The sequence below is a fragment of the Streptomyces sp. Qhu_M48 genome (genome assembly GCF_051305195.1).
Taxonomy (GTDB): domain Bacteria; phylum Actinomycetota; class Actinomycetes; order Streptomycetales; family Streptomycetaceae; genus Streptomyces.
On the sequence record NZ_CP195432.1, the window covers coordinates 3,973,509 to 3,998,315 of the forward strand.

23 protein-coding genes and 1 pseudogene are annotated in these 24,807 nt (G+C 69.7%); 11 read left to right on the top strand and 13 right to left on the bottom strand.

From position 1 onward, the window contains the following. Position 1: 1 nt before the first annotated feature. The 3 genes from ACRRSS_RS18135 to ACRRSS_RS18145 all read left to right on the top strand — a co-directional run bounded on the left by ACRRSS_RS18135 (position 2) and on the right by ACRRSS_RS18145 (position 3,520). A complete protein-coding gene (locus tag ACRRSS_RS18135; RefSeq protein ID WP_435972171.1) occupies positions 2–1,405 on the top strand; it encodes an aldehyde dehydrogenase family protein in 1,404 nt (467 codons plus the stop codon). A 2-nt stretch (positions 1,406–1,407) separates the two neighbouring features. Continuing rightward, positions 1,408–2,514: an NAD(P)-dependent alcohol dehydrogenase gene (locus ACRRSS_RS18140; protein ID WP_435975366.1), complete on the top strand. Its 1,107-nt coding sequence runs from the start codon at positions 1,408–1,410 to the stop codon at positions 2,512–2,514. Between the two features lie 100 nt (positions 2,515–2,614). Then, complete coding sequence (locus ACRRSS_RS18145) at positions 2,615–3,520, top strand: class I SAM-dependent methyltransferase (RefSeq protein WP_435972172.1); 906 nt, start codon at positions 2,615–2,617, stop codon at positions 3,518–3,520. 255 nt (positions 3,521–3,775) lie between these two features. Here the strand turns inward: ACRRSS_RS18145 and ACRRSS_RS18150 are convergent, their stop codons facing one another. The 3 genes and pseudogenes from ACRRSS_RS18150 to ACRRSS_RS18160 all read right to left on the bottom strand — a co-directional run bounded on the left by ACRRSS_RS18150 (position 3,776) and on the right by ACRRSS_RS18160 (position 7,757). Further along, positions 3,776–4,309 (bottom strand): EF-hand domain-containing protein, encoded by a 534-nt coding sequence (locus ACRRSS_RS18150; RefSeq protein ID WP_435972173.1) that lies wholly within the window; start codon positions 4,307–4,309, stop codon positions 3,776–3,778. A 786-nt stretch (positions 4,310–5,095) separates the two neighbouring features. Then, positions 5,096–6,499, bottom strand: a complete 1,404-nt coding sequence (locus ACRRSS_RS18155) for a DUF7507 domain-containing protein (RefSeq protein WP_435972174.1) — start codon at positions 6,497–6,499, stop codon at positions 5,096–5,098. Between the two features lie 553 nt (positions 6,500–7,052). Continuing rightward, positions 7,053–7,757 (bottom strand): annotated as a pseudogene (locus ACRRSS_RS18160) (restriction endonuclease). Here ACRRSS_RS18160 and ACRRSS_RS18165 point away from each other — a divergent pair. Both ACRRSS_RS18165 and ACRRSS_RS18170 read left to right on the top strand, forming a co-directional pair. Next, complete coding sequence (locus ACRRSS_RS18165; protein WP_435972175.1) at positions 7,758–7,889, top strand: hypothetical protein; 132 nt, start codon at positions 7,758–7,760, stop codon at positions 7,887–7,889. It begins immediately after the preceding pseudogene. Positions 7,890–8,409: 520 nt separating this feature from the next. Beyond that, positions 8,410–8,766, top strand: coding sequence for a hypothetical protein (locus ACRRSS_RS18170; protein WP_435972176.1), 357 nt, complete (start codon positions 8,410–8,412; stop codon positions 8,764–8,766). A 96-nt stretch (positions 8,767–8,862) separates the two neighbouring features. Here ACRRSS_RS18170 and ACRRSS_RS18175 read toward each other — a convergent pair whose 3' ends face one another. Then, entirely contained in the window at positions 8,863–9,189 is a 327-nt protein-coding gene (locus ACRRSS_RS18175; RefSeq protein WP_435972177.1) for a GYD domain-containing protein, read from the bottom strand. A 759-nt stretch (positions 9,190–9,948) separates the two neighbouring features. Here ACRRSS_RS18175 and ACRRSS_RS18180 point away from each other — a divergent pair. Then, entirely contained in the window at positions 9,949–10,164 is a 216-nt protein-coding gene (locus ACRRSS_RS18180; protein WP_435975367.1) for a hypothetical protein, read from the top strand. A 164-nt stretch (positions 10,165–10,328) separates the two neighbouring features. Here the strand turns inward: ACRRSS_RS18180 and ACRRSS_RS18185 are convergent, their stop codons facing one another. After that, positions 10,329–11,579 (bottom strand): PP2C family protein-serine/threonine phosphatase, encoded by a 1,251-nt coding sequence (locus ACRRSS_RS18185; RefSeq protein ID WP_435972178.1) that lies wholly within the window; start codon positions 11,577–11,579, stop codon positions 10,329–10,331. 1,261 nt (positions 11,580–12,840) lie between these two features. Here ACRRSS_RS18185 and ACRRSS_RS18190 point away from each other — a divergent pair. Next, positions 12,841–13,176, top strand: coding sequence for a MerR family transcriptional regulator (locus ACRRSS_RS18190; protein WP_435972179.1), 336 nt, complete (start codon positions 12,841–12,843; stop codon positions 13,174–13,176). 267 nt (positions 13,177–13,443) lie between these two features. On the opposite strand, the gene ACRRSS_RS18195 is transcribed toward ACRRSS_RS18190, so the two are convergent. Together ACRRSS_RS18195 and ACRRSS_RS18200 are read right to left on the bottom strand one after the other, a co-directional pair. Beyond that, positions 13,444–14,562 (bottom strand): fatty acid desaturase family protein, encoded by a 1,119-nt coding sequence (locus ACRRSS_RS18195; RefSeq protein WP_435972180.1) that lies wholly within the window; start codon positions 14,560–14,562, stop codon positions 13,444–13,446. A 7-nt stretch (positions 14,563–14,569) separates the two neighbouring features. Further along, the gene (locus ACRRSS_RS18200; protein ID WP_435972181.1) at positions 14,570–15,625 is read right to left on the bottom strand and encodes a ferredoxin reductase; all 1,056 of its coding nucleotides are present in this window, start codon (positions 15,623–15,625) and stop codon (positions 14,570–14,572) included. An 86-nt stretch (positions 15,626–15,711) separates the two neighbouring features. Here ACRRSS_RS18200 and ACRRSS_RS18205 point away from each other — a divergent pair, with 86 nt between their 5' ends. Beyond that, a complete protein-coding gene (locus ACRRSS_RS18205) occupies positions 15,712–16,851 on the top strand; it encodes a PucR family transcriptional regulator (protein ID WP_435972182.1) in 1,140 nt (379 codons plus the stop codon). Positions 16,852–17,167: 316 nt separating this feature from the next. After that, positions 17,168–17,446, top strand: a complete 279-nt coding sequence (locus tag ACRRSS_RS18210) for a hypothetical protein (protein ID WP_435972183.1) — start codon at positions 17,168–17,170, stop codon at positions 17,444–17,446. A gap of 315 nt (positions 17,447–17,761) precedes the next feature. On the opposite strand, the gene ACRRSS_RS18215 is transcribed toward ACRRSS_RS18210, so the two are convergent. Then, positions 17,762–18,004 (bottom strand): DUF6411 family protein, encoded by a 243-nt coding sequence (locus ACRRSS_RS18215; protein ID WP_073814571.1) that lies wholly within the window; start codon positions 18,002–18,004, stop codon positions 17,762–17,764. A 1,493-nt stretch (positions 18,005–19,497) separates the two neighbouring features. On the opposite strand from ACRRSS_RS18215, the gene ACRRSS_RS18220 reads away from it, so the two are divergent. Next, entirely contained in the window at positions 19,498–19,701 is a 204-nt protein-coding gene (locus ACRRSS_RS18220; protein WP_435972184.1) for a cold-shock protein, read from the top strand. A gap of 173 nt (positions 19,702–19,874) precedes the next feature. Here the strand turns inward: ACRRSS_RS18220 and ACRRSS_RS18225 are convergent, their stop codons facing one another. After that, positions 19,875–20,108 carry a hypothetical protein gene (locus ACRRSS_RS18225; protein ID WP_435972185.1) on the bottom strand — a complete coding sequence of 78 codons (234 nt, stop codon included), beginning with the start codon at positions 20,106–20,108 and terminating at the stop codon, positions 19,875–19,877. 270 nt (positions 20,109–20,378) lie between these two features. Then, positions 20,379–20,558, bottom strand: coding sequence for a hypothetical protein (locus ACRRSS_RS18230; protein WP_435972186.1), 180 nt, complete (start codon positions 20,556–20,558; stop codon positions 20,379–20,381). Positions 20,559–20,730: 172 nt separating this feature from the next. Here ACRRSS_RS18230 and ACRRSS_RS18235 point away from each other — a divergent pair, with 172 nt between their 5' ends. Continuing rightward, entirely contained in the window at positions 20,731–20,949 is a 219-nt protein-coding gene (locus ACRRSS_RS18235) for a hypothetical protein (RefSeq protein ID WP_435972187.1), read from the top strand. A gap of 264 nt (positions 20,950–21,213) precedes the next feature. On the opposite strand, the gene ACRRSS_RS18240 is transcribed toward ACRRSS_RS18235, so the two are convergent. From ACRRSS_RS18240 to ACRRSS_RS18250, 3 genes are all read right to left on the bottom strand, one after another. Further along, entirely contained in the window at positions 21,214–22,320 is a 1,107-nt protein-coding gene (locus ACRRSS_RS18240) for a serine/threonine-protein kinase (protein WP_435972188.1), read from the bottom strand. Continuing rightward, positions 22,302–24,038: a serine/threonine-protein kinase gene (locus tag ACRRSS_RS18245; RefSeq protein ID WP_435975368.1), complete on the bottom strand. Its 1,737-nt coding sequence runs from the start codon at positions 24,036–24,038 to the stop codon at positions 22,302–22,304. Before ACRRSS_RS18245 ends, ACRRSS_RS18240 begins: the two co-directional genes overlap by 19 nt. A 500-nt stretch (positions 24,039–24,538) precedes the next feature. Continuing rightward, positions 24,539–24,727: a hypothetical protein gene (locus ACRRSS_RS18250; RefSeq protein ID WP_435972189.1), complete on the bottom strand. Its 189-nt coding sequence runs from the start codon at positions 24,725–24,727 to the stop codon at positions 24,539–24,541. Positions 24,728–24,807: the final 80 nt, after the last annotated feature.

A 24,807-nucleotide genomic window follows, 5' to 3' on the forward strand; every position in this document is an offset into this window, starting at 1 on the left:
AATGCCGACACCTGAGGCCGACCGCGTCCCCGGACGCCGGGCCGCACGCTTACCCGTCGTCGACCCGGCCACCGGGGAGACCTTCGACGAGGCCCCCGACCAGCAGCCGGACGAGCTGGACGACATCGTCGCCCGCGCCGAGCGAGCCTGGCACCGCTGGCGCTCCGACCCCGCCGCCCGTACCGCAGCGCTGCGCGGCTCGGCCGACGCCGTGGAGGCGGCCGCCGACGACCTGGCCCGCTTGCTCACCCGAGAGCAGGGCAAGCCCCTGGCCGAGTCGTACGCCGAGGTCGCCCGCGTCGCGGCCCGGCTCCGTCACTTCGCCCACCTGGCCCCCCGGACCCGCCGGATCGACGACGGCCGGCCCGTACACAGCGAGGTCCGCTGGCGCCCCCTGGGACCCGTCGCCGCGATCGTGCCGTGGAACTTTCCCCTCCAGCTCGCGGCGGCGAAATTCGCGCCCGCTCTCGCGGCGGGCAACACGGTGGTCCTCAAACCGGCACCATCCACCCCGCTCGCCACCCGGCTGCTCGGCGCCGTCCTCGCCGCCGTCCTGCCCGAGGACGTCCTGACCGTCGTCACAGGACGCGAACCCCTCGGCGCCCGCCTCGCGTCCCACCCGGGCATCCGGCACGTCACCTTCACCGGCTCGGTGCCCACCGGGCGTGCCGTCGCCACGGCGGCGGTCGCCTCGCTCGCCCGGGTCACCCTGGAGCTGGGCGGCAACGACGCGGCCATCCTGCTGGACGATGTCGACGTGGACGGGCTCGCGGACCGGCTGTTCTGGGCGGCGTTCCGTAACTGCGGGCAGGTCTGCATGGCGGTCAAACGCGTCTACGTACCCGCCCGACTCCACTCCGAGGTCGTCGAGGCCCTCGCTCAGCGCGCGAAGTCCGTCGCCGTAGGGCCCGGACTCGACCCCGAAACCCGGCTCGGACCCGTACACCACATCCCACAACTGACCCGGGTCGAACAGATCACGGAGCAAGCCCTGGCGAACGGCGCCCGGGCAGCGTCCGGCGGCCACCGCCTGGACGGGCCGGGACACTTCTTCGCTCCCACGATCCTCACCGACGTACCGCCCGACAGCCCGGTGGTGACCGAGGAACAGTTCGGCCCCGTCCTGCCGGTACTGCCGTACCGGAGCCTCGACGAAGCCGTCGACGCGGCCAACGGCACCGGCTTCGGCCTGGGCGGCTCCGTCTGGGGCACCGACCTCGACCGGGCCGAGACAGTGGCCGACCGGCTCGACTGCGGCACGGCCTGGATCAACCACCACGCCGAACTGTCCCTCGCCCAGCCCTTCGCAGGTGTCAAGGACAGCGGGGTAGGCGTCGCAGGCGGACCGTGGGGGTTCTACGGCAACCTCCGGCCCTTCGTCGTCCACCGCCCGAGGGAGACGTGACGATGAGGTTCCAGGCCGCCGTACTGCGCGCGTACGGGGACCCCTTCACGGTCGAGGAGGTGAACCTGCGGACGGAACCGGCCGTCGGCGAACTCCTGGTCGAGATCGCAGGCGCCGGAATGTGCCGGACCGATCTCGCGGTCCGGAGATCCGCGGGCCGCAGCCCGCTGCCGGCCGTCCTCGGCCACGAGGGCGCCGGGGTCGTGGTGCGATCGGCCGGCGGCCCCGACACCGCGATCGACGTGGGCGACCACGTCGTGCTGAGCTTCGACTCCTGCGGACACTGCCGGAGCTGCCGCGGAGCAGCCCCCGCCTACTGCGACTCCTTCGCGTCCCTCAACCTCTTCGGAGGACGCGAGGAGGAGCCGCCGAGGCTCACCGACGCGACCGGGAGAGCGCTGGCACCCCGATGGTTCGGACAGTCCTCGTTCGCCGAATACGCGCTCGTCCCGGCCCGCAACGCCGTCCGGGTCGACCCCACCCTGCCGCTCGAACTGCTCGGCCCCCTCGGCTGCGGCTTCCTCACCGGCGCCGGCGCCGTGCTGAACACCTTCCGTGCGGGCCCTGGCGACACCCTGGCCGTCCTCGGCGCCGGAGCTGTGGGACTGGCCGCGGTGATGGCGGCCACCGCCGCCGGTGTACGGACCGTGGCCGTCGATCGCCACCCCCAACGACTCGCCCTCGCCGAACGGTTCGGCGCGGTACCCGTGCCCGCGCGAACAGCCGCACTGCCCGAACAGATCAGACGGCTGACAGACGGCGGCGCACAGTACGCCCTGGACACCACGGCCTCCGCCTCCCTCATCAACGACGCGCTCCACGCACTGCGCCCCACCGGGACCCTCGGTCTGGTGGCACGCCTCCACACCGCCCTGTCACTCGACCCCGGCACCCTCGATCGAGGCCGCAGCATCCGCCACATCTGCGAAGGGGACGCGGTACCCGGACTGCTGATACCCCGGCTGACCGCACTGTGGCGGGCCGGACGCTTCCCCTTCGACCAGCTGATCCGCAGCTACCCGCTGTCCGAAGTCAACGAGGCCGAACGCGACTGCGACGCGGGCCGCGTGATCAAACCCGTCCTGCTCCCGGAGCGAACGAGCCGATGAGCGGGAAACCCGGCACAGCGGAACCACCCATCCGACAGACGGACTCCCTCGTCCGACGAGCAGACACCTGTCACTCCCCACTCCCGCCCACGGAGGAACCATGGCTAGCGCGACACCGCAGCGGACCGAGATGGAAGGCGTGGACGGAGGAGTGGGCCTGACCGCCCTCCTGGTCGCCGCGGCACGGGCGATCGAGACCCACCACGACGACAGCCTCGTCCAGGACGTCTACGCGGAACACTTCGTGCGCGCGGCCCCGGTCTGCGCGGACTGGCCGGTACGCATCGAGCAGGCCCCGGACGGGGAGGACAACCCGCTGTGGGGACGGTTCGCCCGCTACTTCGGTCTGCGGACCAGGGTCCTCGACGACTTCCTCCTCCGGTCGGTGCGCACGAACACCCGCCAAGTTGTCCTGCTCGGAGCGGGGTTGGACACGCGGGCCTTCCGGCTGGACTGGCCGTCGGACCTGACGGTCTTCGAGATCGACAGGTCAGGGGTGCTGGCCTTCAAGCGGCAGGTGCTCACGGACCTGTCGGCTGCCCCGAGAGTGAAGCGTGTCCCCGTGCCGGTCGACCTGCGCGCGGACTGGGTCACCCCGCTGACCACCGCCGGCTTCGACCCGTCCGCGCCGAGTGTCTGGCTGGCCGAAGGACTCCTCTTCTATCTCCCGAGCTCCGCCGAGACGTACCTCATCGACACGGTGGACACACTGACCACCGGAGGCAGCGCTCTGGCCTTCGAGGCCAAACTGGAGAAGGACCTCCTGGCGTACCGCGGCAGCGCGATCTACACGGCGACGCGCGAGCAGATCGGCATCGACCTGCTCGACCTCTTCGACCTGGGCCCACGACCTGATTCCGCCGGCGACCTGACGGCCAGGGGCTGGTCCACCTCGATGCACACGCCCTTCGACTTCACCCTCCGCCACGGACGCGGTCCGCTCCCCGAGCCGAACGACGCACTGGAGGGGAACCGCTGGGTGTTCGCCCACAAACCCCGGCCCTGACGCCCCGCCCGGGGTCCCGGCACCGCGGATCCCGGGCAGGTACGGCGCCGGGACAGGCGACGGCCGATCGACGGGCAGTGGGGTAGACGGAGGGCGGGGCGGGCCCCATCGCGAGGCCGCACGTCAGGACGCCTGCAGGCAGCCGCGGCCGCTCGGGTACGTCACCGCAGCCGCCGCCCGCCCGTCCCGGGACGGTGAGCGTCGATCGACGGGGTACGCGCGACAGCTTCCGGGGGCGCCCGCTGACGGCCGGTGTCAGACGGCTCCGACGCCCACCAGCTGGTCGCCCGGGATCCCGGCCATCTCCGGCGCGTAGTAGTCCTCGATGCCGGCCGCCCACGTAGCCACGAGGATGCGGTCCTCGGCGTCCGGGCCGAAGGCGTCGAAGAGCGCGTGGACGTTCGCCTCCTCGAACCCGATCGCCGTCATCAGCGAGACGAAGAGGGGGCGCTCGATCCGGCCGTCCTTGTCGGGGTCGCCGAGTGCGGCGAGCGCCTCGGCGAACTCGGCGATCGTGGGTCCGAAGCGCTCCGGGTCGAGCACGAACGGACGGAACTCGTCGACGGTGATGACACCGTCGCCATCGGTGTCCAGCTCGGTGGCCAGCGTCGTCCAGTAGCGGCGGAACGCGGCGCGGACGGCGGCCCGCGCGCCCTCGTCCGACGCCACCGCCGCCTCCAGGACACGGTCCGTCATGAGGTCGAAGTCGTCGGATTCGATGACCCCGTTCCCGTTGGCGTCGAAGAGGGAGAAGACCAGCTCGACCCGCTTGGCGGCCTCAGTTCGCATTTCCGTCACCTGTCTTCCGCAGGCCCGTCGATCCCGGACCCGACCCAATGAGTGCTTGTGCATAACCGTGCCGGGCCGGAGGCGTGACGGTGAGGGGGTCCCGATGACCGGAAGGAGTGAGTCCACCGACAATCAGTGCGAGCACGTGAGCCACGTCGTCCCGGAACCGCGCGCGCCGGCCGAGACCGGGGCGAGCGGGGTGCCGGGCGGACCGAGGCATCGCCATCATCGGCGCCGCCCCTGCCTCGGCCGCTCCCCGCGCTTCGAGAAGACGAGTCGGCTCGCCCGCGCGAGAAGGAATCCGTCACGTACGCCGGACTGCGCTTGGACACGGTGAGCAGTCGGCCCTGCCCGCGCGGTGAAAGTCTCGACGACGGCTGTACGGGTGGGAGCGGACCAGGCGATGTCATGGCGGGTCGCGGACAGGTGATGGCACGCCCGAGCGCGGACCAGGGCCGACGGGCCCGCTGCGCACGCCGGGATACGCCGTCTGCGCGCAGGTCCGGCGGTATCGAGCCTCGGGGATTCTCTCCCGCCACTCGCGTCGGTCGAGGCCGCCGTCGGGACGGGAGCACAGCGCCGCCGCCACGTCCTCGGACGCGACCCGGTGTAGGAGGCCACGAACGGACAACGGGCGCGGCATCGCAGCAGGCGAATCCCCGACGTGCCTCGGGCCCCCGCGCAAGAGCGAGGGCCCGAGCCACGTCGCGGTTGTCAGCCGACCGCGAAGGGGTGGGGATGGGGGTGTCCGCGTTTCAGGACGTGGGTTTCAAAGCCCACGCCGGCTCAGGTTCGGGGCACGCAAGGGGCGCAGCAGGCCGGGGCGGGCTCGACGCACACGGTGACGGAGTCCGTGTTGTCGGCCGGATCGGGGTCCTTCTCGACGGCGGTGACGGTGGCGGTGTTGGTGACGCGGACGGGCCTGGTGGCCTTCGCCCGCAAGGTGAGGGTCGAGCGGGTGCCGACGGCCAACGAGCCGACCGACCACAGCCCGGTCTCGGGGGAGTAGGAACCGAGGTCGGCGTCGGCGGACAGGAAGGCGAGCCCGTTCGGGAGCCGGTCGGTGACCGTGACGCCGGTCGCCGGGCTGGGGCCGGCGTTGTGGACGGTCAGACGGTACGTCACGGTCTGCCCGACGGTCACGGTGGTCGCGTCGGCTGCCTTCGTCACGTTCAGGTCCGCGGCCGGCCTGACCTCGGTCACGGCCTCGTCGGACGTGGATGTCAGTGGCTCCGGGGTGGAACCGAGACGGTTCTCGTACGTGGCGGTGGCGGTGTTGGTGACACGGGTGCCCGCCGTCTCCAGACCGAGCGTCACCCGGTACTCGACCGTGGTGCCTTCCGGCAGAGCCGCGGTGTTGGCCAGGCTGCCGCCCTGGGAGGCGGAGGCACCGGTGCCGAGCCGGAAGACGACCGTGCCGGCCGCCGCGTCATGGGTGGCCTGGTCGTCACCCGCTTGATCGGTCTTCACTCCCGCGTTCGGACCGTCGATGATCCGCAGTGACCCGGGCACGTACGTGGTCCCCGCGGGCAGCACGTCGGTGAGGGTGAACCGCTCGGCGGCACCGCCCCCCTCGTTCCTGGCGGTGATCCGGTACGTGACGACATCACCCACGTCCAACGGGCCCGCCGGCACGGCGGCCTTGGTGAGTACCACGTACGGTGCGGTACCGAAGAACACACCATCGAGGAAGTTGCCGAGACCGCGGTTGCCGCCGGCGGCCGAGACGGACCGGAAGGCGAAACGGGTGGTCGTCTGCCCGGCCGGGACGGTGTACGTACCGGTGTAGTACCCCCACGCCGTGTTGCCGTCGGTGAAGGTGCGCTGCTCGACCGCGTTACCCGGGGCGCCGATGTCCAGGGCCATGGTGTCCTGCCCCTGCCGGCCGCGGTGGTAGAGCCGCCAGTACAGCTTGGTGCCGGGGGTGGTTGGCAGATCCTGGAACAGGGTGGAGACCTGGTTGGCGTTGAGCTCGGCGAACTGCTCGCCCTCGGCGGAGGGCACACCGTTGAACCCGGAGTGCCACAACTCGACCATGTGGTCGGTGGCGGTGGTGAGCCAGCCCGGGACGTGCCGTGGAGCCTGGGTCTGGGACGCGTCCGGAAGGAAGGCCATGTCGGTGACGGAGGGCTGCTCGAAGCTTCCGTTGACGAGGGCGACCCGGAGCGGGACGGAAGGAGGTGTACTCATGCTGACGTCTCCAATCGGTCGATGGTGCGCGGCGGCCCCGTTCCTCCCGGACGCGGGTTACGGACAGGGCGGGAGGACGGATCCGGAACGCTCCGTAGCTCACCGCCTCCGCAGTGCCGGGTACAGCCGGGGTGGAGAGGTCTTGGCCAGTGCCGCCCGGTGGGTTTACCGCTGTCGACACGGTGTGCCACCGCGCTGCCACCCTCTGCCGGGCTCCCTACAAGACCCCGCCGGCCACCCCTGGAGCACAGCCCGCGCGCGTACCTCCCGTGCTGACCTGATGACACCGCTGCCTGGCACCCATGCGCCACACGAAAGGCTGAACTGAAGGTGGCTAGGTTGACGTACGCGAGTGCGAAGAATGGGCCGGCTCAAACGGTAAGGAAGGCCCTGAGGGGAGGTTCGAAAGCAGGGAAGCCGCATCGCGCGCGGCCGGTGAGCCCGCCCTGCCACTGCCCGAGGCCGCTTCGGCATCGCATGACCGACCATCCCGGCCGGACACGAGGAAGCTCCGGGAGTCATGACTCCCGGAGCTTCCGCGTGCGGGATCCAGTCAGCCAGACGGGGGCCGACGCGGCGGCGGTACGGCCCGCAGCAGCTCCCACAAAGGCCGTGAGCCGCTTGCCCAGTCACCCAGCATGGTCCGGTCGACCAGGTGCAGTCGTTGAGAGCGGGCGAAGTCGACCGCCGGTTTCGAGAACCGTCCATTGGTCACCAGCACGACGACGTCGCCCCTGTGCACCGGCCGACCGGTGCCGTTGAGGACCTGCAGATCCGGGCTGCCCACCGCAGCTCCGGACAGACCCGCCTGCCGGTGCTTGCACTGGATCACCCACCGCCGCCCCTACGGGTCGGTGGCCTTCACGTCAGCGCCGTTGTCCCCGGCGCCGCCGACCTGCACCGCGTCCACGCACCCGTCGCGCTGCATCAGGTCCCGCACCGCATGCTCGAACTGTCGGTGGTGCAGAGCGTCCAGCTGCGTCAGGGCGTACCGCAGCCCCTTCACACGTACCCGCTCCCACTGAGCGGCTCGTCGCCGTCTGACCACCCAGGCCGCTGTAGCACCGCCAACGAGCAGCATCAGGACGACCGGGACCCATGGATGCGCGCGCAGGAAGTCCACGACCGCCACCACCACCGCCCCCGCGATGACCAAGCCGCCGAGGACGAGGAGAAGCTGTTCGGTGCCGTCAGCCTTCCGTGACCGTCGTCTAGCCGGGCGCCGCCGACTCACCGTGCGTCTCCGTTCCGGTCCCACTTGATCGGGTACGACACGGTCGGCACCGGGCGCGGTGCGGTCTGCGTCTGCTCCGGCCAGCGCACCGGATACGAGACGGCCGGGGCCGGGCGGGGCGTCTTCCTCTCCCAGTCCGGCCACGTGATCGGGTAGGTCACAGCCGACGAGGACCGCGGCGCCGGCAACCCCTCCGTGCCCGTTCCGCTGCGCGTCGACGAGCTGGACCCACCGAAGACGAATACGGCCGCCACGATCCCGACGGCCAACGCGGTCTGCTGTCTCGTCCCGGCCGGCGCCCTCCAGTGCGCCTGGACCGGTGTTCCGTCCTGCTTGGTGTACCCCTTGATGAACGGCAAGACCGAAGTCCCCCTCGCTTGGTCGATCACGCGCTTCCCGCGCGACCGACCAATGTAGGACGCGCCGCTGACAAGGGGTCATCTATTGGCCACCCATCGTGATCTTGAATCGTAGGAGCCGCCGAGTCCGCAGAGCCGTAGAGGAGGAAAGCGGGGGAGTATGCAGCTGGCGGAGCTCAGTCGGCCGCATCCGGAGTGCCAGATCCTCACTGCGTCGTGATTGACCGTCGGTGCGTCTCGTCGAACCTCGACCGGCCCGGCGCTACCAGTCGTGGGGCCGCGCAGGGACGCCATCTGGCAGGGGTTACGGTGACTAGGTGAAGGGGACACTGTCCGCCGATGTGGCCCTCGTGCTGGAGGCGGTTACCGGCGAAGACGATCCAGTCCACCGTGCACTTCGCCTGCAAGTGCCGTACATCCGCGTGCGAGGCCGCTGCACGTGTGGCTGTGGCACCGCGTACTTCGATCTCGACACAAACGCGGTGCGGCCGGCGCCATCCGGCCCAGGCACTGTGGTGGCCGCCGAGGCCCCGATCCTCACGGAGGACGGAGAGTGCCCCGGCGAGGTCCTGCTCTTCGCGCAGGGCGGCTACCTCTCGTGGTTGGAGGTCTGCTCATGGAGCGACGAGACCGAGGTAACGCTGGCCACCGCTGAACGGTCGTTGCGGCCCTGATACCAGCCTTCATACAAGGCTGAGGCGCCCGAGCGATCAGCCGGCGGGGGCGCCAGCCACGCATCTTGCCACCCGAGAATGAACCGGCCTGGACCGCTAGCTGCCCGGCGCCCGGTACTGGACTTGTTCGGCTTTGCGCAGGGCGTCCATGGTTTCCTCGACGGTCAGGAGAACCGTCGTCTCGAAGGAGCTGAGCGCGCCGCCTCCGCTGATCGCCAGCGCAACCGCGGCCATGGACACGTTGTCGGGGGCCTCCCACAGGTTGTAGCCATCGTGCGTGCCGAAGGCGTACCAGAATCCGTGGAGCTTTCCACCGACGGATTCGATGTACGCCTGAGCGGCCCTCGCGCGGTCCTCGGGGTGGGCAGTCAGCCTCGCCCACGTCTCCGGTGTGTAGCTGAACCTCGATAGATAGAGCGGCATGAGGTCTCCCTTTCGTTCCACCAAGGGATGCCCGGCGCGGCGGAGGAAGGCGCCGGATGCGGCCCGAGTGTCCCCCGAACGGCCGGAGACAATGACCGGCATGACCCCAGCCAACGGGGGGCGATTCACGGAGGGGTGATCGCAGTACTGCGCCCAGCCGCCGTTGACTCCGGGGGTCTGGGTCTGGATCTTGCGGGGCAACGAGTCGTAGAGGGTGTAGCTGGTGCGGTAGCCGACCCGTCCGCCTTGAGCTGCGCCACCGAGGGGCGCAACGGTGTGGTCTGGCTGAGCTTGTAGGCAAAGGAGCCGCTCGGGCTGTCACCGGCGGCCTTGGACCCGTTGGGCAGCCAGACGGTAGTGGTACGGCGGTCCTCTGGAGGTTGGCGTCGAGGGTGTGACTGATTCACCCGCGTGCCGGGTCGCCGCCGTTGATCGGCCAGTACACCGGGAGCAGGACAGGGCGTTGTCGTCCTCGGCGGCCGGCACCTGGTGCCGCGCACGCACTCGGGGTTCGACAGCGCGGCTGTGGTGATCGAGTCGGACTCCGACGTGGTGGTGGAGCTCCGGGGTCGGGTGGGGGCGGGATGTCCGCGCCGCCCGGTTGAATGCCGCCTTCGACGCGATGAGGCCGCTGCTGGTAGGTGACCCCCGACGACGACCGCCTCGACGGGGACAAGCGGGTACCGCCTCCTCGTCCACTCCGCACCGTCGCAGAGCCTGTCGATCCAGGCCGCCCCCGATCACCTGCGGGGACGGTACCTGTCGACGTATCAGCTGTCCTGGTCGGTGGGCCGCACCATCGCGCCCATGCTGCTGGGATTCCTGCTCGACTCCGGTCCATGGCACCTGTGGACGGTCCTGGCGCTCGTGGTCCTGACCGGCGCCGCGATCCTGCTGTGCGCGGAGCGCGTGCTGCCGGCACACGTCGTCGCCCCCCTCGGAAAGCCACGGCCGCCCCTGCGCAGGAGGTCATGACCCGATGACCGAAGGCCCGCGCGTGACATGTCCGGTCTCTTCGGGGCCGCCGCCCCGGCCGACAGCCGACAGCCGACAGCCGACGGCGTCGGCGTTCTCCGGCGATCACCACGCGTGGGCCACCACGGGGCTGGTTCAAGGCCTCGGGGCGGGGAGCCCCGCAGTCATCGCCGGGGGAGGGTGGTCCCGCTGTCGCTGGGCGGAGAGGCGTCGGTGAGGTCGGCGCCGGTGGCGGCGTCCCGTTCGGAGTAGTGGATGCCGTGCCAGTCCAGGCACATGACGGTGGCGTCGTCGTCGAGGTGGCCGTGGCCTATGTCGACGATCGCCTTGATGAGGGTGCGGGCTGCTTCGCGGGGATGCAGCGCGCGGGTGCGGATGATCAGGTCGTGCAGGTCGAGGTTCTCGGCGTCGCGTTCCAGCATGCCGTCGGTCAGCATGACGAGCCGGTCCCCGGGCCGCAGGTCCAGTGTCTGCACCCGGTAGGTGTTGGCCTCGGACGGATGGACACTGAGGCCGAAGGGCCGGTCGACTTCCGGAACGATCTCCTGGACCCTTCCGTCTCGCATCCGCAGCGGCCAGGGGTGTCCGGCGTTGACGAATTCCGTCCGGCCGTCGAGCAGGCTGATGCGCAGCAGCTGCCCGCTGACGAAGCCGCTGCGGCCGTGGTCACGCATGGCCCGGTCGGCTTGGCGGGCCTGCTCGGCGAGGTCGGCGCCCTCGCGTCTGGCCCGTCGCAGCGCGCCCACCACCAGGGTGGCGAGCAGCGCGGCGTCGACGTCGTGGCCCATGGCGTCGGTCACCGACAGCTGGACGGTGTCTCGGTCGATGACGTAGTCGAAGGTGTCGCCCCCGACGTGCTCCGCGGGTTCCAGGGCGCCGGCGACCGCGAACTGCGCAGCCTCGCACGCCAGTGACGCGGGGAGCAGGCGGTGCTGGATCTCGGCTGCCAGGTTCAGCGGCTTGGTGCGCCGCCCCCACTGGTAGACGTCGGTGTGGGACCGGTTGGCGATGACGATGTACGCGAGCGCGTGCGCGGTCTCGCCGATCTCCCGCATGACTTCCGCGTCCGGGGCCGAGGGCAGGAACAGTTCGAGGAGGCCGATGGCGTCTCCGCGGTTGGTCACGGGGGCGACGACGCGCACGTGCTGGCTGTCGCCCCGGTGCTCGACCTGCGGCTGCTGGCTGCGGATCACGTCCTCGTACAGGGTGCCGCGCAGCGGGATCCGCCGGGCCGGCTCATCGGTCTCGACGCTGTCCGCGGCCCCCAGGCGTACGACCGAGCTGGCCGTGAAGTCAGTGATCAGGAACGACACCGAGACGGCCTCGAGGTGGTCCCTGAGCATGCGCGCGACCACGTCGAGCGACTCCACGGGCGCCGCGGCCTCCGCAGCCTCCAGCACTCCCGCCAAGGTCATCGCCCTGCGATGACTGCTTCCGCCTGCCTCAGGACGAGAGGCCCGTCCGCCGTCCGGTTCTCCTGCGCTCACAGCGACCCCTTGCTGCTCGATGCCGCCCGGGATATGCGCCCCGGATAAGCGAACGCCCCGTGCCTCGGGGCACCGGACTGGGTCCATTGCACCACGGGGCCGGCAGGGTCCTTCCTGCCGCCTGGCCGGCTCGCGTGGTCCTCCCCGCCGGTCAGCGGTTCGCGGACGCGGTGACGGGCGGGAGCCCGGGCGGAGACGGAGCGGTCGACTCGGCGTGCGCGGCGGCTCTCAAGGCCGCGGTCCGCGCGGCCCGGCGCACGCCCATGGTGGAGCTGAGGTTCGACGCCGTGGAGGTGACCGACGCCGCACGCATGCACGCCCGCCACCCGGTCGAGGCTGTGTCGGCAGGCCCCTCTCGGACGGGACGATTACCTGCTCGCCGGCTACGCGAAAATCTATGACGGCCGAAGTAGACATCCATCGGTGATGTGGCTATGGTTTCTCTCGTACCGCAGAGAGACCAAGGGGCCCGGCAGAGATCAACTGCCGAGCGGCAATACCTGCAGTTCTGGCGGTTGCAGTACGCAGGACGGTGCGGTGGTGGAGTTCCGAAGCCAGGGTTGTTGCAGGACGGCGACGGGGCTGACGACCGGACCGGGTGGCTCGCGGTCATCAGGGGCCGCCAAGAGAAGTACCGCAGTCAACGCAGTGGAAGTACCCGTAGTAAGCGCAGTTCGCAGTACCCAGCGGTACCCAGTAGTGCAGTAAGTGAGCGGTACCTCGGTGAAGGCGTCAGCTGCGAGCGCGCGCACCGGGAAGTTCGGCAGTGGGGTTCTAAGCCAGAGCAGACGCAGGATGGGCGACGGGGCTGGCTGCCGAAGAGTGGCGCTACTTCAGGCCACTGAGCAGTTCGCATCACCAGCAGTACCAAGTGGAGCAGTAGCAGTAGTTCCCGCAGTACAGCAGTACCCGCAGGTAGCAGTTGATCCCCAGAGGGAAGAACGGAGGAGTTGAGGCGCCATCAGGATCGCCCGGACGCCACGCGAGTCCGGGTACCGCAGGACATCGTCAGTGAGGTGGTCTCCGGTCACGCATCCGCGATCCCCGCACCCCCGACGAAGCTCAGGTCGGGTCGGCGGAAACAGAAGGCCGACGCGGGACCGAGGTCGGCAGATGGTGTAGCAGTTCCTTCGGGGCCCGGGTGCCGGCAGGCACCCGGGCCCCTCCACGCGTTCCGCAGAGAGGTGAAATGACCGCAGACGACATGCTTGGCCGTCTCGACGACGACTACCCCGCCTACACCATGGGCCGGGCCGCCGACATGCTCGGCACCACCCAGGGCTTCCTCCGCGCCATCGGTGAAGCCCGACTCATTACCCCGCTCCGCTCCTCGGGCGGCCACCGCCGCTACTCCCGCTACCAGCTGCGCATCGCGGCCCGCGCCCGAGCACTCGTCGACCAGGGCACCCCGATCGAGGCGGCCTGCCGCATCGTCATCCTGGAAGACCAGCTCGAAGAGGCCCGACGCATCAACGCCGAGTACCGCCGCGCCGCCGGTTCGGCGAACCAGGCGGCCGCGGCCTGAGACCGCACCCACGCCCGCCGGACTCCGGCGGGCCCCGCGCCCCGGTGGGCCGAGTCGTTTCCTCCCCGCCCCCGCCTGCAGGCACCGAGATCACGACGTGGAGGCTGCCGGATCGTTACAGCTGATGCGCATGAGGCATCCGCCTATTCGTTCCCGGCGTCCGCCATCCGGTCCACATCAGCACGCCGTGCTGGAACCAGGCGTCCTCGGCGGCAGTCGTGGCGCGTCCCCGGGAGGGGCGCCGGAGTGAGCGGGCGGTACCGGCACTCAGGCCGCGACGAGCTCCTGCTCGCGGTCCGGCGCTTTGACCTGGGGCTTCTTGTTCGGCAGCGAGAGCCGGAAAACCTTGTGCCACGCGGAGAACACCTGCTTGGGCAGCGGCCCGGTGACGTACTCCAGCTCGTACTTCTCGAACAGCGCGCGCACCTTCACCGCGACCTCGGCGTACCGGTTGCTCGGGAGGTCCGGGAACAGGTGGTGCTCGATCTGGTGCGACAGGTTGCCGGTCATGAAGTGCATGACCCTGCTGCCGCTGATGTTGGCCGAGCCCATCATCTGGCGCAGGTACCACTGGCCGCGAGTCTCGCCCCTGATCGACCGGCGCTCGAAGACCTGCACGCCCTCGGGGAAGTGCCCACACATGATCACCGAGTGGGACCAGACGTTGCGGACCAGGTTCGCGGTGAACGTGGCGGCGAGCGTGGTGAGGAACGACGGGCCCGACAGCAGCGGGTGGATCACGTAGTCCTTGAGCACCTGCTTGCGGATCTTGCGGCCCACGGCCTTGGCCCGCGCGCGGAACTCCGGATTCTTGCGGCGGCGCTTGTGCAGGTTCCTGCCGAGCTCCAGGTCGTACGCTGCGATGCCGTACTCGAAGAAGCAGGCGTTGATGAAGTTCCACAGCGGCTGGCCGAGGTGGAGCGGGTGCCACTTCTGGTCCTCGTCGACGCGCATGATGCCGTAGCCCAGATCGTTGTCCTTGCCGATCACGTTGGTGTACGTGTGGTGCAGCTCGTTGTGCGAGTGCCTCCACTGCTCGGACGGCGAGACGTGATCCCACTCCCACGTGGTCGAGTGGATCTTCGGGTCTCGCATCCAGTCCCACTGGCCGTGCAGGACGTTGTGGCCGATTTCCATGTTGTCCATGATCTTCGCCACGGACAGTCCGGCGGTCCCCAGCAGCCACGCGGGCGGGAACAGGGAGAACAGCAGCACACCCCTGCTGACCAGCTCGAGCTTGCGCTGCGCCGAGATGACCTTGCGGATATAGGCGGCGTCCTTCTCGCCGCGGCTGGCGATCACCTCGTCGCGGATCGCGTCCAGCTCGCGGCCGAGCTCCTCGATCTGCTCCGCGGTCAGGTGGGCGGTGGGGTCAATGGCGGTCAAGGTGCTCCTACCGTTCGATGTCGCAGGGGCCCGCAGCGGCGGACACGCAGGTCTGGATGAGGACGCCTGGCTCGGCCCGGGTGATCTCGCCGGTGCGCAGGTCGCGGACGGCACCCGCGTGGAGCGGCGTGACGCAGCCGAAGCAGATGCCCATGCGGCACCCGGAGGGCATGAGCACGCCGGCCTCCTCTCCGATGTCCAGCAACGGCGTGGCGCCGTCCGCTTCGACCGTCTTGCCCGTGACGCTGAACGTAACCTCGCCGCCGTCGCCGGCGACGACGATGCGGGGGCGGAAGCGTTCGGTGTGCAGGCGCTCTCGCACGCCGTGCTCGGTCCAGTGCTCTTCGGCGGCGTCGAGCAGACCCGCGGGCCCGCAGGCCCAGGTCTCGCGCTCGGCCCAGTCGGGCACGAGTTCGTCGAGACGGGCGATGTCGAGCATGCCGTCCGTGTCGGTGTGCACCTCGGTGAGACGCAGCTTCCCGTCCGCGACCAGGTCGTGCAGCTCGTCGCGGAAGATCACGTCCTGCGGCCGTGGCGCGCAGTGGACCATGACGACGTCGTCGAACTCGATGTCCCGCAGCATGCCCATCGCGGGCGTGATGCCACTGCCGGCCGTCAGGTAGAGCACCTTGGCGGGCTGGGCCTGCGGCAGCACGAAGTCACCGGTCGGCTGGTCGAGCTGGACCAGCGTGCCCGGTTTCGCCCTGCGGACCAGGTGGTTGCTGACCTTCCCGTCCGGGATCGCCTTCACCGTGATCGTGACGCGGCCGTCCCGGCGGCTTGTCGGCGAGGTGATGGAGTAGGCACGCCACAGGCGCACCCCGTCGACGTCGACCCCGATCCGCACGTACTGACCGGCGGTGTGGCCGCGCCAGCCCCGCCCCGGCCTGAGCACGATCGTCGCGGCGTCACCCGTCTCGGGGTGCACGGCCTCGATACGTCCCCGCAGGTCAGCGCCCGCACGCAGCGGGCTGACCAGGTCGAGGTAGTCCGACGGCAGCAGCGGCGTCGTGACCATCTCCAGCAGTTTCCACGCCCTGCTGCGGAGGGTTGCACTCGTCATGACTCCAGCCTGCTACTCCTCAAGGCGTAAAGTCCTGACCGCAGGACGCAGATCTAATCGGTTGAATTGTTCGCAGGGAACAAAACGTGAGCCACGCAATCCGGAGGGCCAGCGAACTGGCCCTCGATGAGACGACGGTCACCGCACTTCGGGCCGCGCTGAAGACCACCGCCGACGAGGTCGTCCAGGCGATCATCGACGAGGTCCCTCCCTACGCCAATGCCCTCTCGGGCCGCATGGGCGGCACCATCCGCCGAGCCGTCCGCACCGCTCTGGGGCACTACCTGGACCTCGCGAGCGGGAACGCCACAGGCGGCGACGCCGGTGACGCGGCCTACGAGCTGGGTCGCGGCGAGGTGCGCTCCGGTCGTTCGATGGACGCCCTGCTCAGCGCATACCGCGTCGGCGCCCGCGTGGCCTGGCGATGCCTGGCAGCGGGTGCCGTACCCGTAGGTCTGCCCGCCGCCGAGGTCGCCAAGTTCGCCGAGCTGACCTTCGCCTACATCGACGAGCTCTCCGCCGCGAGCGCCGCGGGCCACGCCGACGAACTGGCCGCGCGGGGCATGGCCCACGAACGCCACCTGGAACAGCTGGCCCGCGAGCTCCTCGCCGGCGCGAGCCCGGACGCGCTGCTGGCCTCGGTTCAACGGGCCGGGTGGCAGCCTCCGGTGTCGCTGACCGCGGTCCTGCTGCCCGCCGCCCAGGCCCGGCCTGCCTACCGCGCGCTCGACCCCAGCACCCTCGTCCTCGACGATCTGCCGGACGCCACCGGTGTGCTGCTCGTCCCCGATGCCGACCGATCACACCTCTTGCGGCAGCTGACCGACCGCACCGCCGTGGTCGGCCCGGCCCGGCCATGGACTCGCGCATCCGCCTCGTACGCACGAGCCGTCCGCGCGCGCTCCCTCTCCTCCGATATTCGCGACACCGAGGACCACCTGCCCGAGCTGGTGCTCAGCGCCGACGCGGACGCGTTCGCTGACCTGCGTGCCCGAGCCCTCGCACCGTTGAGGACCCTGCCTGTCGCGACGGCACGGCGGCTGGAGGAGACGCTGCGAGCGTGGCTGCTGCACCAGGGCAGGCGGGACGAGGTGGCGGCGGCGTTGTTCGTCCATCCCCAGACGGTCCGGTACCGGATGTCGCAACTGCGGGAGCTGTTTCCGGATCTCGCATCGCCACACCGGGTCCTTGAACTGACACTGGCGGTCGGTCGTCGCAGCAGCTGACGTCCACTTCGCCCGTCCACGGCCGCTCCGTGAGCGGTCCAGGGATCGTGTCTCGTTCTCGGTGCCATCAGCTGGCTCGTGCGGCCCGGGGAGAGCTGTATCCGTCGGCTGAGACCGGGAGGTGAAGAGCAGGCAAGGCCTCGGTAAGTCGTCGGGGGCGCTCTCCGAGAAGCGCGGGGGCGGATACGGCTCGACTGGATCCGGTGGACGACGCGCGCCAGCCCGGGAGGGCGTGCCCGCGGGCACGCCGGAGACAGACCGCGGCTCTGAGCGGAGACCGGGGCGAGCCACGACGGACACCCTCTGTGATCAGATCGTGACGACTTTGGCCCACGCGTGTGCGGATGTCTTTGTCCTGCTGGCATTCGCCACGGTCCGCACCTCGCCCACGGAATCTGCCGTTGCCTCGGTCATGACGAAGCATTCACGCAAGCACGACGAGTATGTCTCCGGAGTGCGCGCCGAGCTTCTGGGCGCGTACCGGACGGATGCCCCCGACCGGGACTGTCACGAGAGCCTGACGTGCCCCTTCTGCAAGGCTCTGGAAGACGCAGAAGCCGAGGCCGCACGCAGGAAGCCGAAGGACAGGCGGTGACTGCGGCCCGGGTTACGGGCCGCGGAAACCCACGCGGCGTCCGCCCAGCAGCCCGCGCGGGCGCAGCCGTTCGGGGCCGCCGCCCCCGCCGGTCACCCGCTGAAGCATCCACCCCGACCGGTGACGCGGACCGAGCACCGCCCCACGACCGGCGTCGGCATCAGCCGCTCGGTCGGAGCGTTCTCGAACGAGATCCCCGCCGCGTGAGATCGCCGGCTCCTGACGGATCTCCGCACCAGAAGTCCGGCCCACCGCAGACACACCGCGGCCCGGCCCCCGACGGGAGTCGGGGGCCGGGCCGAGAGGCGCGCGGAGTCAGAAGGGCATGTGACCCCGAATGCGGCGGCCGGCGGAGCCGCTCTTGCCGACCGCCTTCGAGCTGCTGCGGAACGGCTTGCTGAAGAGGCGGCCCAGCGGGCCGGGAGCCTTGCCGCCCGCGCGGGAACCCAGGCCGAGAGTCTTCTGGGTGCCGCGCTCAGGGTGCTTGGAGAGGCGTGGCAGGAAGAACGCCAGAACGGCGAGTACCACGCAGACAGCGATGATTCCGGCGATCATCATGGTTGGACCCCACTTCCTCGGTGATGCGGTGACGCTTCGTCGTGTGTGACCCCGCGTACCCGGCGAATCTCCGCTCACGCCCCCGGCCGTCAAATGCTCTGGGGCGCAGATGGTGTCCTTGGGCATGCCTCATTCCTCATACTCCTGGCTGTGCCCCCCGTTTTTTGGCCCCGATTGCTTCGAAACGGCAGGCCCCGTTCTTCCGACGCCCCGCGGTCACCGCCGGCGCCGTCCCGCCGACCGCTCCGGACGCGTAACCCCCTGGACGCGACGACGGCCCCTCCTGCACGGTGCGGGCAGGACGCTGGCCCTCGGCCGAACCGCCACGGCGCCTACCCGGCCGGCAACGTCACCGACGGAGGCCAGCAGTCCTACGACCTGCACCGAAAGTGACCGCCGCCCACGCACTCCCACCAGCACGAGTCTGGCTATTCGGATACCAGTCATGCCCCTGACCAGTGCGAATGAGATCGGCCAAGCTTTGAAGGGCTCTTGATCGGTCTGTCCGGACGTCGTCGGGGAGCTCGGCGTGAAAACCCGCGAGGCGTTTGCGCCCCGTAGCGCCAAGAGCTGCCGGATCACGGCCGTCATGACGAACCGACTTGCAGGCACGCGACTGCGTCGGCCTTTTTTCATGCCCTGTGGGTCGGGTCGGGTGGCACTGACCCCCGCCACATTGAAGCCCTTGCCGACCTGCTCTCTCTCACATGACACAGGGCAGGGGGTCTGGCTGCCATGGGGGTGACGAGATTGCTGTCGTGGCCCGAACGAGGGACGTAGCACACCAGACAGTCGGCTGACACGCAGATGCCCATTCCAATGCTCTTCACTCGACAGCCACGGTGTCCCGGAATCCATGAATGAAGCGGGACCCCTCACCTTGGTACACATCCGGATCGGTGCCCAAACTGTGGACGTTTCGGTACGCGCCGTATGGCGCTGGCTGGCCATCGCCTGCCGGGGCCGACATTCCCCGGTCTACCGGCACGACGCTTCGACCCTGGACGAGGCGTTGTGGTCCCACCTTGAGGAACTCGGCCGATACCTGTCAGAACTGCACCGCCAACTCACCACCCACACCGGCGAGGCCATCCGGCCCGCCACGCTCCCCTCCCTGGCAACTACGCACCGTGCCGTACGCGCTGAACTCCGGACATGCCGCCTGCGGCTACGGATCATCAGCGGCTCCCTCTCGCACCGTGACAGACGGCCACTGAGCCAGCATCAGAAGTAATCTAGAAAAAGAAGTTGACGCACAGTCGCAGACAACAAGGGGTCGGTAGAATTCTGTACCCCGGCTCGGCAGGTCGGTGCGCAGCAGCCCTCAGGGAGGACCGCGCGGCCAGGGGTTCATCCCCATGGGTGAGGTGCAGGAATGACGGAGGATTTCACCCGCGGCGGGAGGCCATGATCAAGTGCCGGAGTCTGCTACGACTGAGCTGCGGCCGGGGCGTCAAGATCGCTCCGTAGCACCGGATGGAGGAGCGGGACCGATGGCAACAGGCACTGTGAAGTGGTTCAACGCCGACAAGGGGTACGGCTTCATCAGCCAGGACGATGGCGGCGCAGATGTGTTCGTGCACTTCGCAGCCATCCAGACCAACGGATACAGGAGCCTGGAAGAGAATCAGCGGGTGGAGTTCGAGGTCACCCAGGGGCAGAAGGGTCCGCAGGCGGAAATGATCCGCCCCCTGTAGCCCCTCTTGGTTCTGCCTGCGCTCTGTTCCACGCGATGGCCAGTGGAACAGAGCGCAGTCCCGGCTTCGCCAACAGCATCGGTGGAACCAGGCGGGGCGTGTGTCCAGCTGCTGAGGTGTTGCGGCGGCTACTCCTGGGCCGACGGGGCGGCGGCGTCGTCGCGTCGGAGCTCCTAGATGTGCCGGGGCGTGCGGATGGTGAGAACGGATTCGCGGACGGCGGGCATGCTGGCACTGCGGAATGCGCGGCGGGAGACGCTGGTGCAGATCCGGGCCGCGTACCTCAGCTGCATCTCTTGATCTCTGCCTGAGGCGGGCAGGGCGCGGGCGAGGGACCGCAGGGGCTGAACGTCGGCCGGGGTGAACGACCTTCTCAGCGGGCCGTTGACGAGGCGCACGAGAGCCATGGAGAGGTGCCCGTCCACGTGCGGGGGCTCTTCGTCGGGCAGGGGCCACAGGGTGCTGATGGCGGCGGCGAGCGGTTCGAGCCCCGGGGGTCGTGCTCGTGGTTGAGTCCTCGTGGAGGTAGCGGGCGGCGATCTCGACGCCGAGCATGATGACGCCGGCGGGCATGAGATCACTGGTGAGGTCGCGGCGGTGGGCGCGGCCGGTCGCGCGAATGACCATCAGGAGACCGATCTCGTCCCCCTCCAGGTACCGGCCCGGCCGCGCCCAGGTCAGGAACATGCCGACGTGGCCATTCCGTGGTCGCGGGCGCTCACGGAATGGCCCGCGCCCTGTCCGCGTCTGCCGTAGAGGAGGTCGGTGAATCCGGTGTCCGTCAGGCTCAGCTTGCGGGCCAGCTCGATGTCGCTCTCGGCGACCGGCGCGGGACGCAGGCCGCCGGCGTGGTTCACAGTGCCTCCGTCGTGAGGGAGGGCGGGACCTGGCCGGTGGCGCGCAGGTGCAGGATCGCGTCCGCGATGTCGCCGAAGGCCTGCGACATCGAAGCGTCGTCGTCGCCGCGCGGTGCCCTGGCCGCTTGGCTTGTGCGATCACGGGTTGCGGGGTCTGCTTCATAATCCAGCTGTGGACATATCCGATGAGGGACAGCCGCTCGATCCCGTCTGGCATGAGATCAACAACAACGTGTGTGGCGGCCTGGCAGGAGCCCCGAGTGCATCGTGGGTGGCCGAGCGGTTCATCGGGGCTGGCTGGAGTTCCAGATCGGCGTCGTGGGAGTCGTATGAGGTCGAGACCGGCTGGTGCCGCATCGAGGTCGACCCGACCGACGGGACACGCTCCTGAACGGAGTTGTTGATCCTCAACGGTTCGAGGATCTGGCTGTGCTGCTGACCCGGTTCGGTCTGCGGTTCAGTCTTGAGCTCCATGACGATGACGGGGAACTGCTGCGGGAGATCGAAGCTGGAACCCCGTCAGCGCCTCATGGCGCAGCTCCGCGGTGAAACTTGCGAATCATGCTTCCCAGGCGGGCCGCGGTCGACGAACCAGGCGAACCGCTCCTGGTGTCGCGGAACTCATCCGTCTCGGCCCCGTAGGCATCCGGAATGACTACGGCGAGAGGGCGACCACGATGACCGCGACAGTGATGATGAGTGTGAGCAGGCCTCCGGCCCCGAGGATGATCAGAGCGGTGAGGTTGGAGACAAAACTGATGGCGGCTTTCCAGCCCTGTGGCGTCAGTCCTGCGATCCGTTGAGTTCGTTCGTGGCCAGGTGCCGGCAGATCGGGGGCGTGCTGGTCCCTGAGTTGTTCCCCTTCGGTCTCGTAGTCGGATATCAGGGCGATCCAGCTCTCGGGCGGCTCGGCCGCTCCGGTTCGGAACGGCCGGTGTGCGGCTTCACATTCCTCGGCCAGGACGCGCAGTTCTGCCGAGGTGGGCCGGTCGGCCGCCTCGGGGGACAGGCACGCTTCCGCGAGCGGACGGAGCGCGGCGGGAAGGTCGCTGAGATCGACCGTCGCGCGGGATACGAGTGCAAGGAGGCGTATCGGGTCGCCGGTGTCGGGGTAGGGGGGACGACCGGCCACCAGCGCGCTGAGTGTGGCGCCCAGGGCCCAGATGTCGCAGGCGGCCGTGGCGGGTTCTCCGCGTGCTTGTTCGGGAGCGATGTAGGCGACGGTGCCGAGGGTGACACGGGTGCGGGTCAGGTCGGTGGCATGTGAGATACCGAAGTCGATGAGTCGTATGCCCTGGGAGGTCAGCAGGATGTTGTGCGGCTTCAGATCGCGGTGGATCACGCCGGTGGAGTGCAGTGCTTCCAGGGCGGTGGCGCAGTCGGCGACGATGCGGGCAGCGGCGGCGGGATGAGCCGTTCCGCAGCGCGCCACGAGGTCGCCCAGGGAAGGTGCCGCGACGTACTCCGTCGCGAGCCAGGGCAGCGGGGCGTGCGGGTCCGCATCGAACACGCGAGCTGTTCGGGGTCCGGCCGCGCGTCTGGCCATCTTGACCTCGCGGGCGAATCGGGCCCGGTCCGCATCGGTCGTCAGGCCGTCGGCCAGAAGGGTTTTGACGGCATAGAGGCCTTCGGTCCCGTTCCGGTTCGCGAGGTAGACGCGGCCCATGCCGCCCGCACCGATGCGTCCGAGAAGCTGGTACGGGCCCAGCGAGGTGGGGTCTGCCCGGTGCAGCGGACGCAGGATCAGGTGGTCGTCAGGCACAGTATCCGCCCCCGGTCGGGGAACCTGTAGCGGACCTGTGTCCGTGGCGGGCAGGTCGTATCGGACAGTCCGTACTGCAGCACGCGCAGGACTGCGAGGGTGTCCGGGGCCGTATCCGAGCACTGGACGGTCGTGGCGAAGACGGTCCCGTCCCTGAGCGGCATGACCTCGGTGAGGACTGCGGGGTTGGGCTGGGCGCCTATCACGCACTCGCCCGGGTGGAAGAGCCGTTCGAGGCAGAGGCCGACGGTGGCCGCGCGGCTGGACCGGGTCCAAGCCACCGCGGCGTAGGGCGCTCCGCAGCGGTCCGGCACCACCTTGCTGGTGGATGCGACGACGCGCCAGTGAGCGCCGGGTGCGGCGCAGTGCGTGGGTTCGGGTGAAGGGGCGAGCCAGCGTCCCGCGGGATCGAGGCCGGTCCGGACGCAGTCGCCGGTCCTGATGTCGGCGAAGGCACGGTCGACCGGCCCGGGCTGTTCGGCCTGCCGGTGCTGGTAGTAGCCGTAGGCCAGTCCGCCGCCCAGCAACAAGAGTGCGGACGCCATCACCCCTTGTACGGACCGCACGAAGACACTCTCACGACGGCTCCGCGATCCTGTGGGGCGGTCGCCAGGCTGCCGCGTGTCGTCCTCGGGGGAGGCGGGCAGGTGTGCCGTGCGTTCGACGGCGGTCTCTGCGGGGTGGGCCGCTGGGCGGCCTGGGGGCAGCGCGTTTCCCAGCGATGTCGCGGACTGCTCGGGCGCGGTGCCGACGGCGCGCGGATCGGCGGCGAGCTCGCGGCCCTGGCGTGCGTAGACCTCGATGAGCGCGGTCCAGGGACGGGGCAGCCAGCCTTCCGGACGCGCCAGCGTGGGCATCTCGGCCAGTTCGGTGGTGAGGCTGTCCAGCAGGTCCTCGGCTGTCGGCCGGTCCCCGGGCCTCAGGGCGAGGCACTTGCGCACCACCGGGGCGAGTTCACCGGGCAGACCCGCCAGGTCGAGGTCCGCCTCCGCCACGTACGTGAGCAGTGCCAGCATCTCCATACCGGCCGGGTACGGGGCGCGGCCGACGACGAGGTGGAAGAGGGTCGCACCCAGGGAGTAGATGTCCGACGCGACTGTCGAAGGCTCGCCACGTGCCTGCTCTGGAGAGGTGAACGCCACCGTCCCCAAGGTCAGCTGCGTACGTGTCAGGTCAGCCGCGTGGGAGATCCCGAAGTCGATCAGCCGTGGTCCGCTCAGAGGCAGCAGCAGATTCTGCGGCTTCACGTCCCTGTGCACGATTCCCTGTCGATGGAGCTCCGCGATCGCTTCCACAGCTCCGCGCGTCACCCACCGGGCCGCTGTGCCGGCCAGCGTTCCGGCTTCTGAAACCAGTTCCGCCAACGAGGGCGCCGGAATGTATTCGGTGGCCAGCCACGGCCGTTCAGCTTCGGCATCCGCTCCCAGCACACGTGCGGTGTGTAAGCCTTCCGCCCGCCGGGCCACCTTCACTTCACGGGCGAAGCGCCTGCGGTCGACAGCACTGACTTCAGCCTGTGCCAGGGGAGACTTGATGGCCACCAGCATGCCGTCAGTGAGTGAGCGGCCCAGGTAAACCCGCCCCATGCCACCGGCTGCCAGGCGGCCGATCAACGGGAATCGGCCGAGCCGGGCCGGATCATCGTCCTCCAAAGGCTGGATGTCCGCACCGCTCCGCGGCTCCCCCACCTCAGGTTCCTTTCGGCGACCACATGTCATGAGCACGGAAGCGAGATTGTATCCACGGACGGGCCAGAACTGGTGGCATTCACCTACAACGGGGAATCCCCGCCCCGGCCCCGTGCTGGGCGCCGCCTCGGTCGGTGGTGCCGCTGCCGGGCTGGCCCGGCGCCGTTCACCCGCACACGGGAGAGGGCACGGGCGGCCGGGATCCCTCCCCAGGCTGTCCGTCGCCGTGTCAACGCATCCGTACTGGGCGTCGCTGGAGAAGGACGCCGGCCGTGGCAGCTCGTCCAGGCGGAGCACACCATCCGAGAGCTCGAAACACAGCAGGAGGAGGACAAGCGGCGCCGGGACGTCGCCCGCCGCGAGATGTCGTGGAAGGAGGTGCCGTCCCGCGCGGTCGAGGGCCACCCGGTACTGCACCGCGGGAAAGGCTCGCTCGCCAAGATCATGCCCAGCCTCCTCACCAGGGACGAGGTGCGCACCACGGTCGAGGATTTCCCGGAACTAGCTAGATGCAGCCCGCGTTCATCCGCTCAGTGCCAACCGGTGTACCCGTCGGGGTGCCCTCCGCCGCTCTCGCCCCGGGTGAGGCCCCACAGGAACAGCCCCAGCACGAGCAGAACCAGCAGCACGGTCCAGACAGTGCCTGGGAGATCTGTGAGGCTCGGGCGTCGTGGGGGAACGTCGCCCTGGCTCTCGGTGTCGCTGTCCTCGTCGCTCATTCCGCACCCTCCGTCCGTGCTCATGGCACTGCGTGAGGCGGCCGGCGTCAAGCCTCCCGACGCCCAGAGTATGTCGGGGA

Excerpts from the sequence above, each read along its gene's own strand:
- ACRRSS_RS18185 (WP_435972178.1), bottom strand. The coding sequence starts at position 11,579 with ATGACCTTGGCGGGAGTGCTGGAGGCTGCGGAGGCCGCGGCGCCCGTG.
- ACRRSS_RS18155 (WP_435972174.1), bottom strand. The coding sequence starts at position 6,499 with ATGAGTACACCTCCTTCCGTCCCGCTCCGGGTCGCCCTCGTCAACGGA.
- ACRRSS_RS18150 (WP_435972173.1), bottom strand. The coding sequence starts at position 4,309 with ATGCGAACTGAGGCCGCCAAGCGGGTCGAGCTGGTCTTCTCCCTCTTC.
- ACRRSS_RS18250 (WP_435972189.1), bottom strand. The coding sequence starts at position 24,727 with ATGAGCGACGAGGACAGCGACACCGAGAGCCAGGGCGACGTTCCCCCA.
- ACRRSS_RS18200 (WP_435972181.1), bottom strand. The coding sequence starts at position 15,625 with ATGACGAGTGCAACCCTCCGCAGCAGGGCGTGGAAACTGCTGGAGATG.
- ACRRSS_RS18145 (WP_435972172.1), top strand. The coding sequence starts at position 2,615 with ATGGCTAGCGCGACACCGCAGCGGACCGAGATGGAAGGCGTGGACGGA.
- ACRRSS_RS18245 (WP_435975368.1), bottom strand. The coding sequence starts at position 24,038 with ATGACATGTGGTCGCCGAAAGGAACCTGAGGTGGGGGAGCCGCGGAGC.
- ACRRSS_RS18220 (WP_435972184.1), top strand. The coding sequence starts at position 19,498 with ATGGCAACAGGCACTGTGAAGTGGTTCAACGCCGACAAGGGGTACGGC.
- ACRRSS_RS18135 (WP_435972171.1), top strand. The coding sequence starts at position 2 with ATGCCGACACCTGAGGCCGACCGCGTCCCCGGACGCCGGGCCGCACGC.
- ACRRSS_RS18140 (WP_435975366.1), top strand. The coding sequence starts at position 1,408 with ATGAGGTTCCAGGCCGCCGTACTGCGCGCGTACGGGGACCCCTTCACG.
- ACRRSS_RS18190 (WP_435972179.1), top strand. The coding sequence starts at position 12,841 with ATGACCGCAGACGACATGCTTGGCCGTCTCGACGACGACTACCCCGCC.
- ACRRSS_RS18225 (WP_435972185.1), bottom strand. The coding sequence starts at position 20,108 with ATGGCTCTCGTGCGCCTCGTCAACGGCCCGCTGAGAAGGTCGTTCACC.
- ACRRSS_RS18175 (WP_435972177.1), bottom strand. The coding sequence starts at position 9,189 with ATGCCGCTCTATCTATCGAGGTTCAGCTACACACCGGAGACGTGGGCG.
- ACRRSS_RS18215 (WP_073814571.1), bottom strand. The coding sequence starts at position 18,004 with ATGATGATCGCCGGAATCATCGCTGTCTGCGTGGTACTCGCCGTTCTG.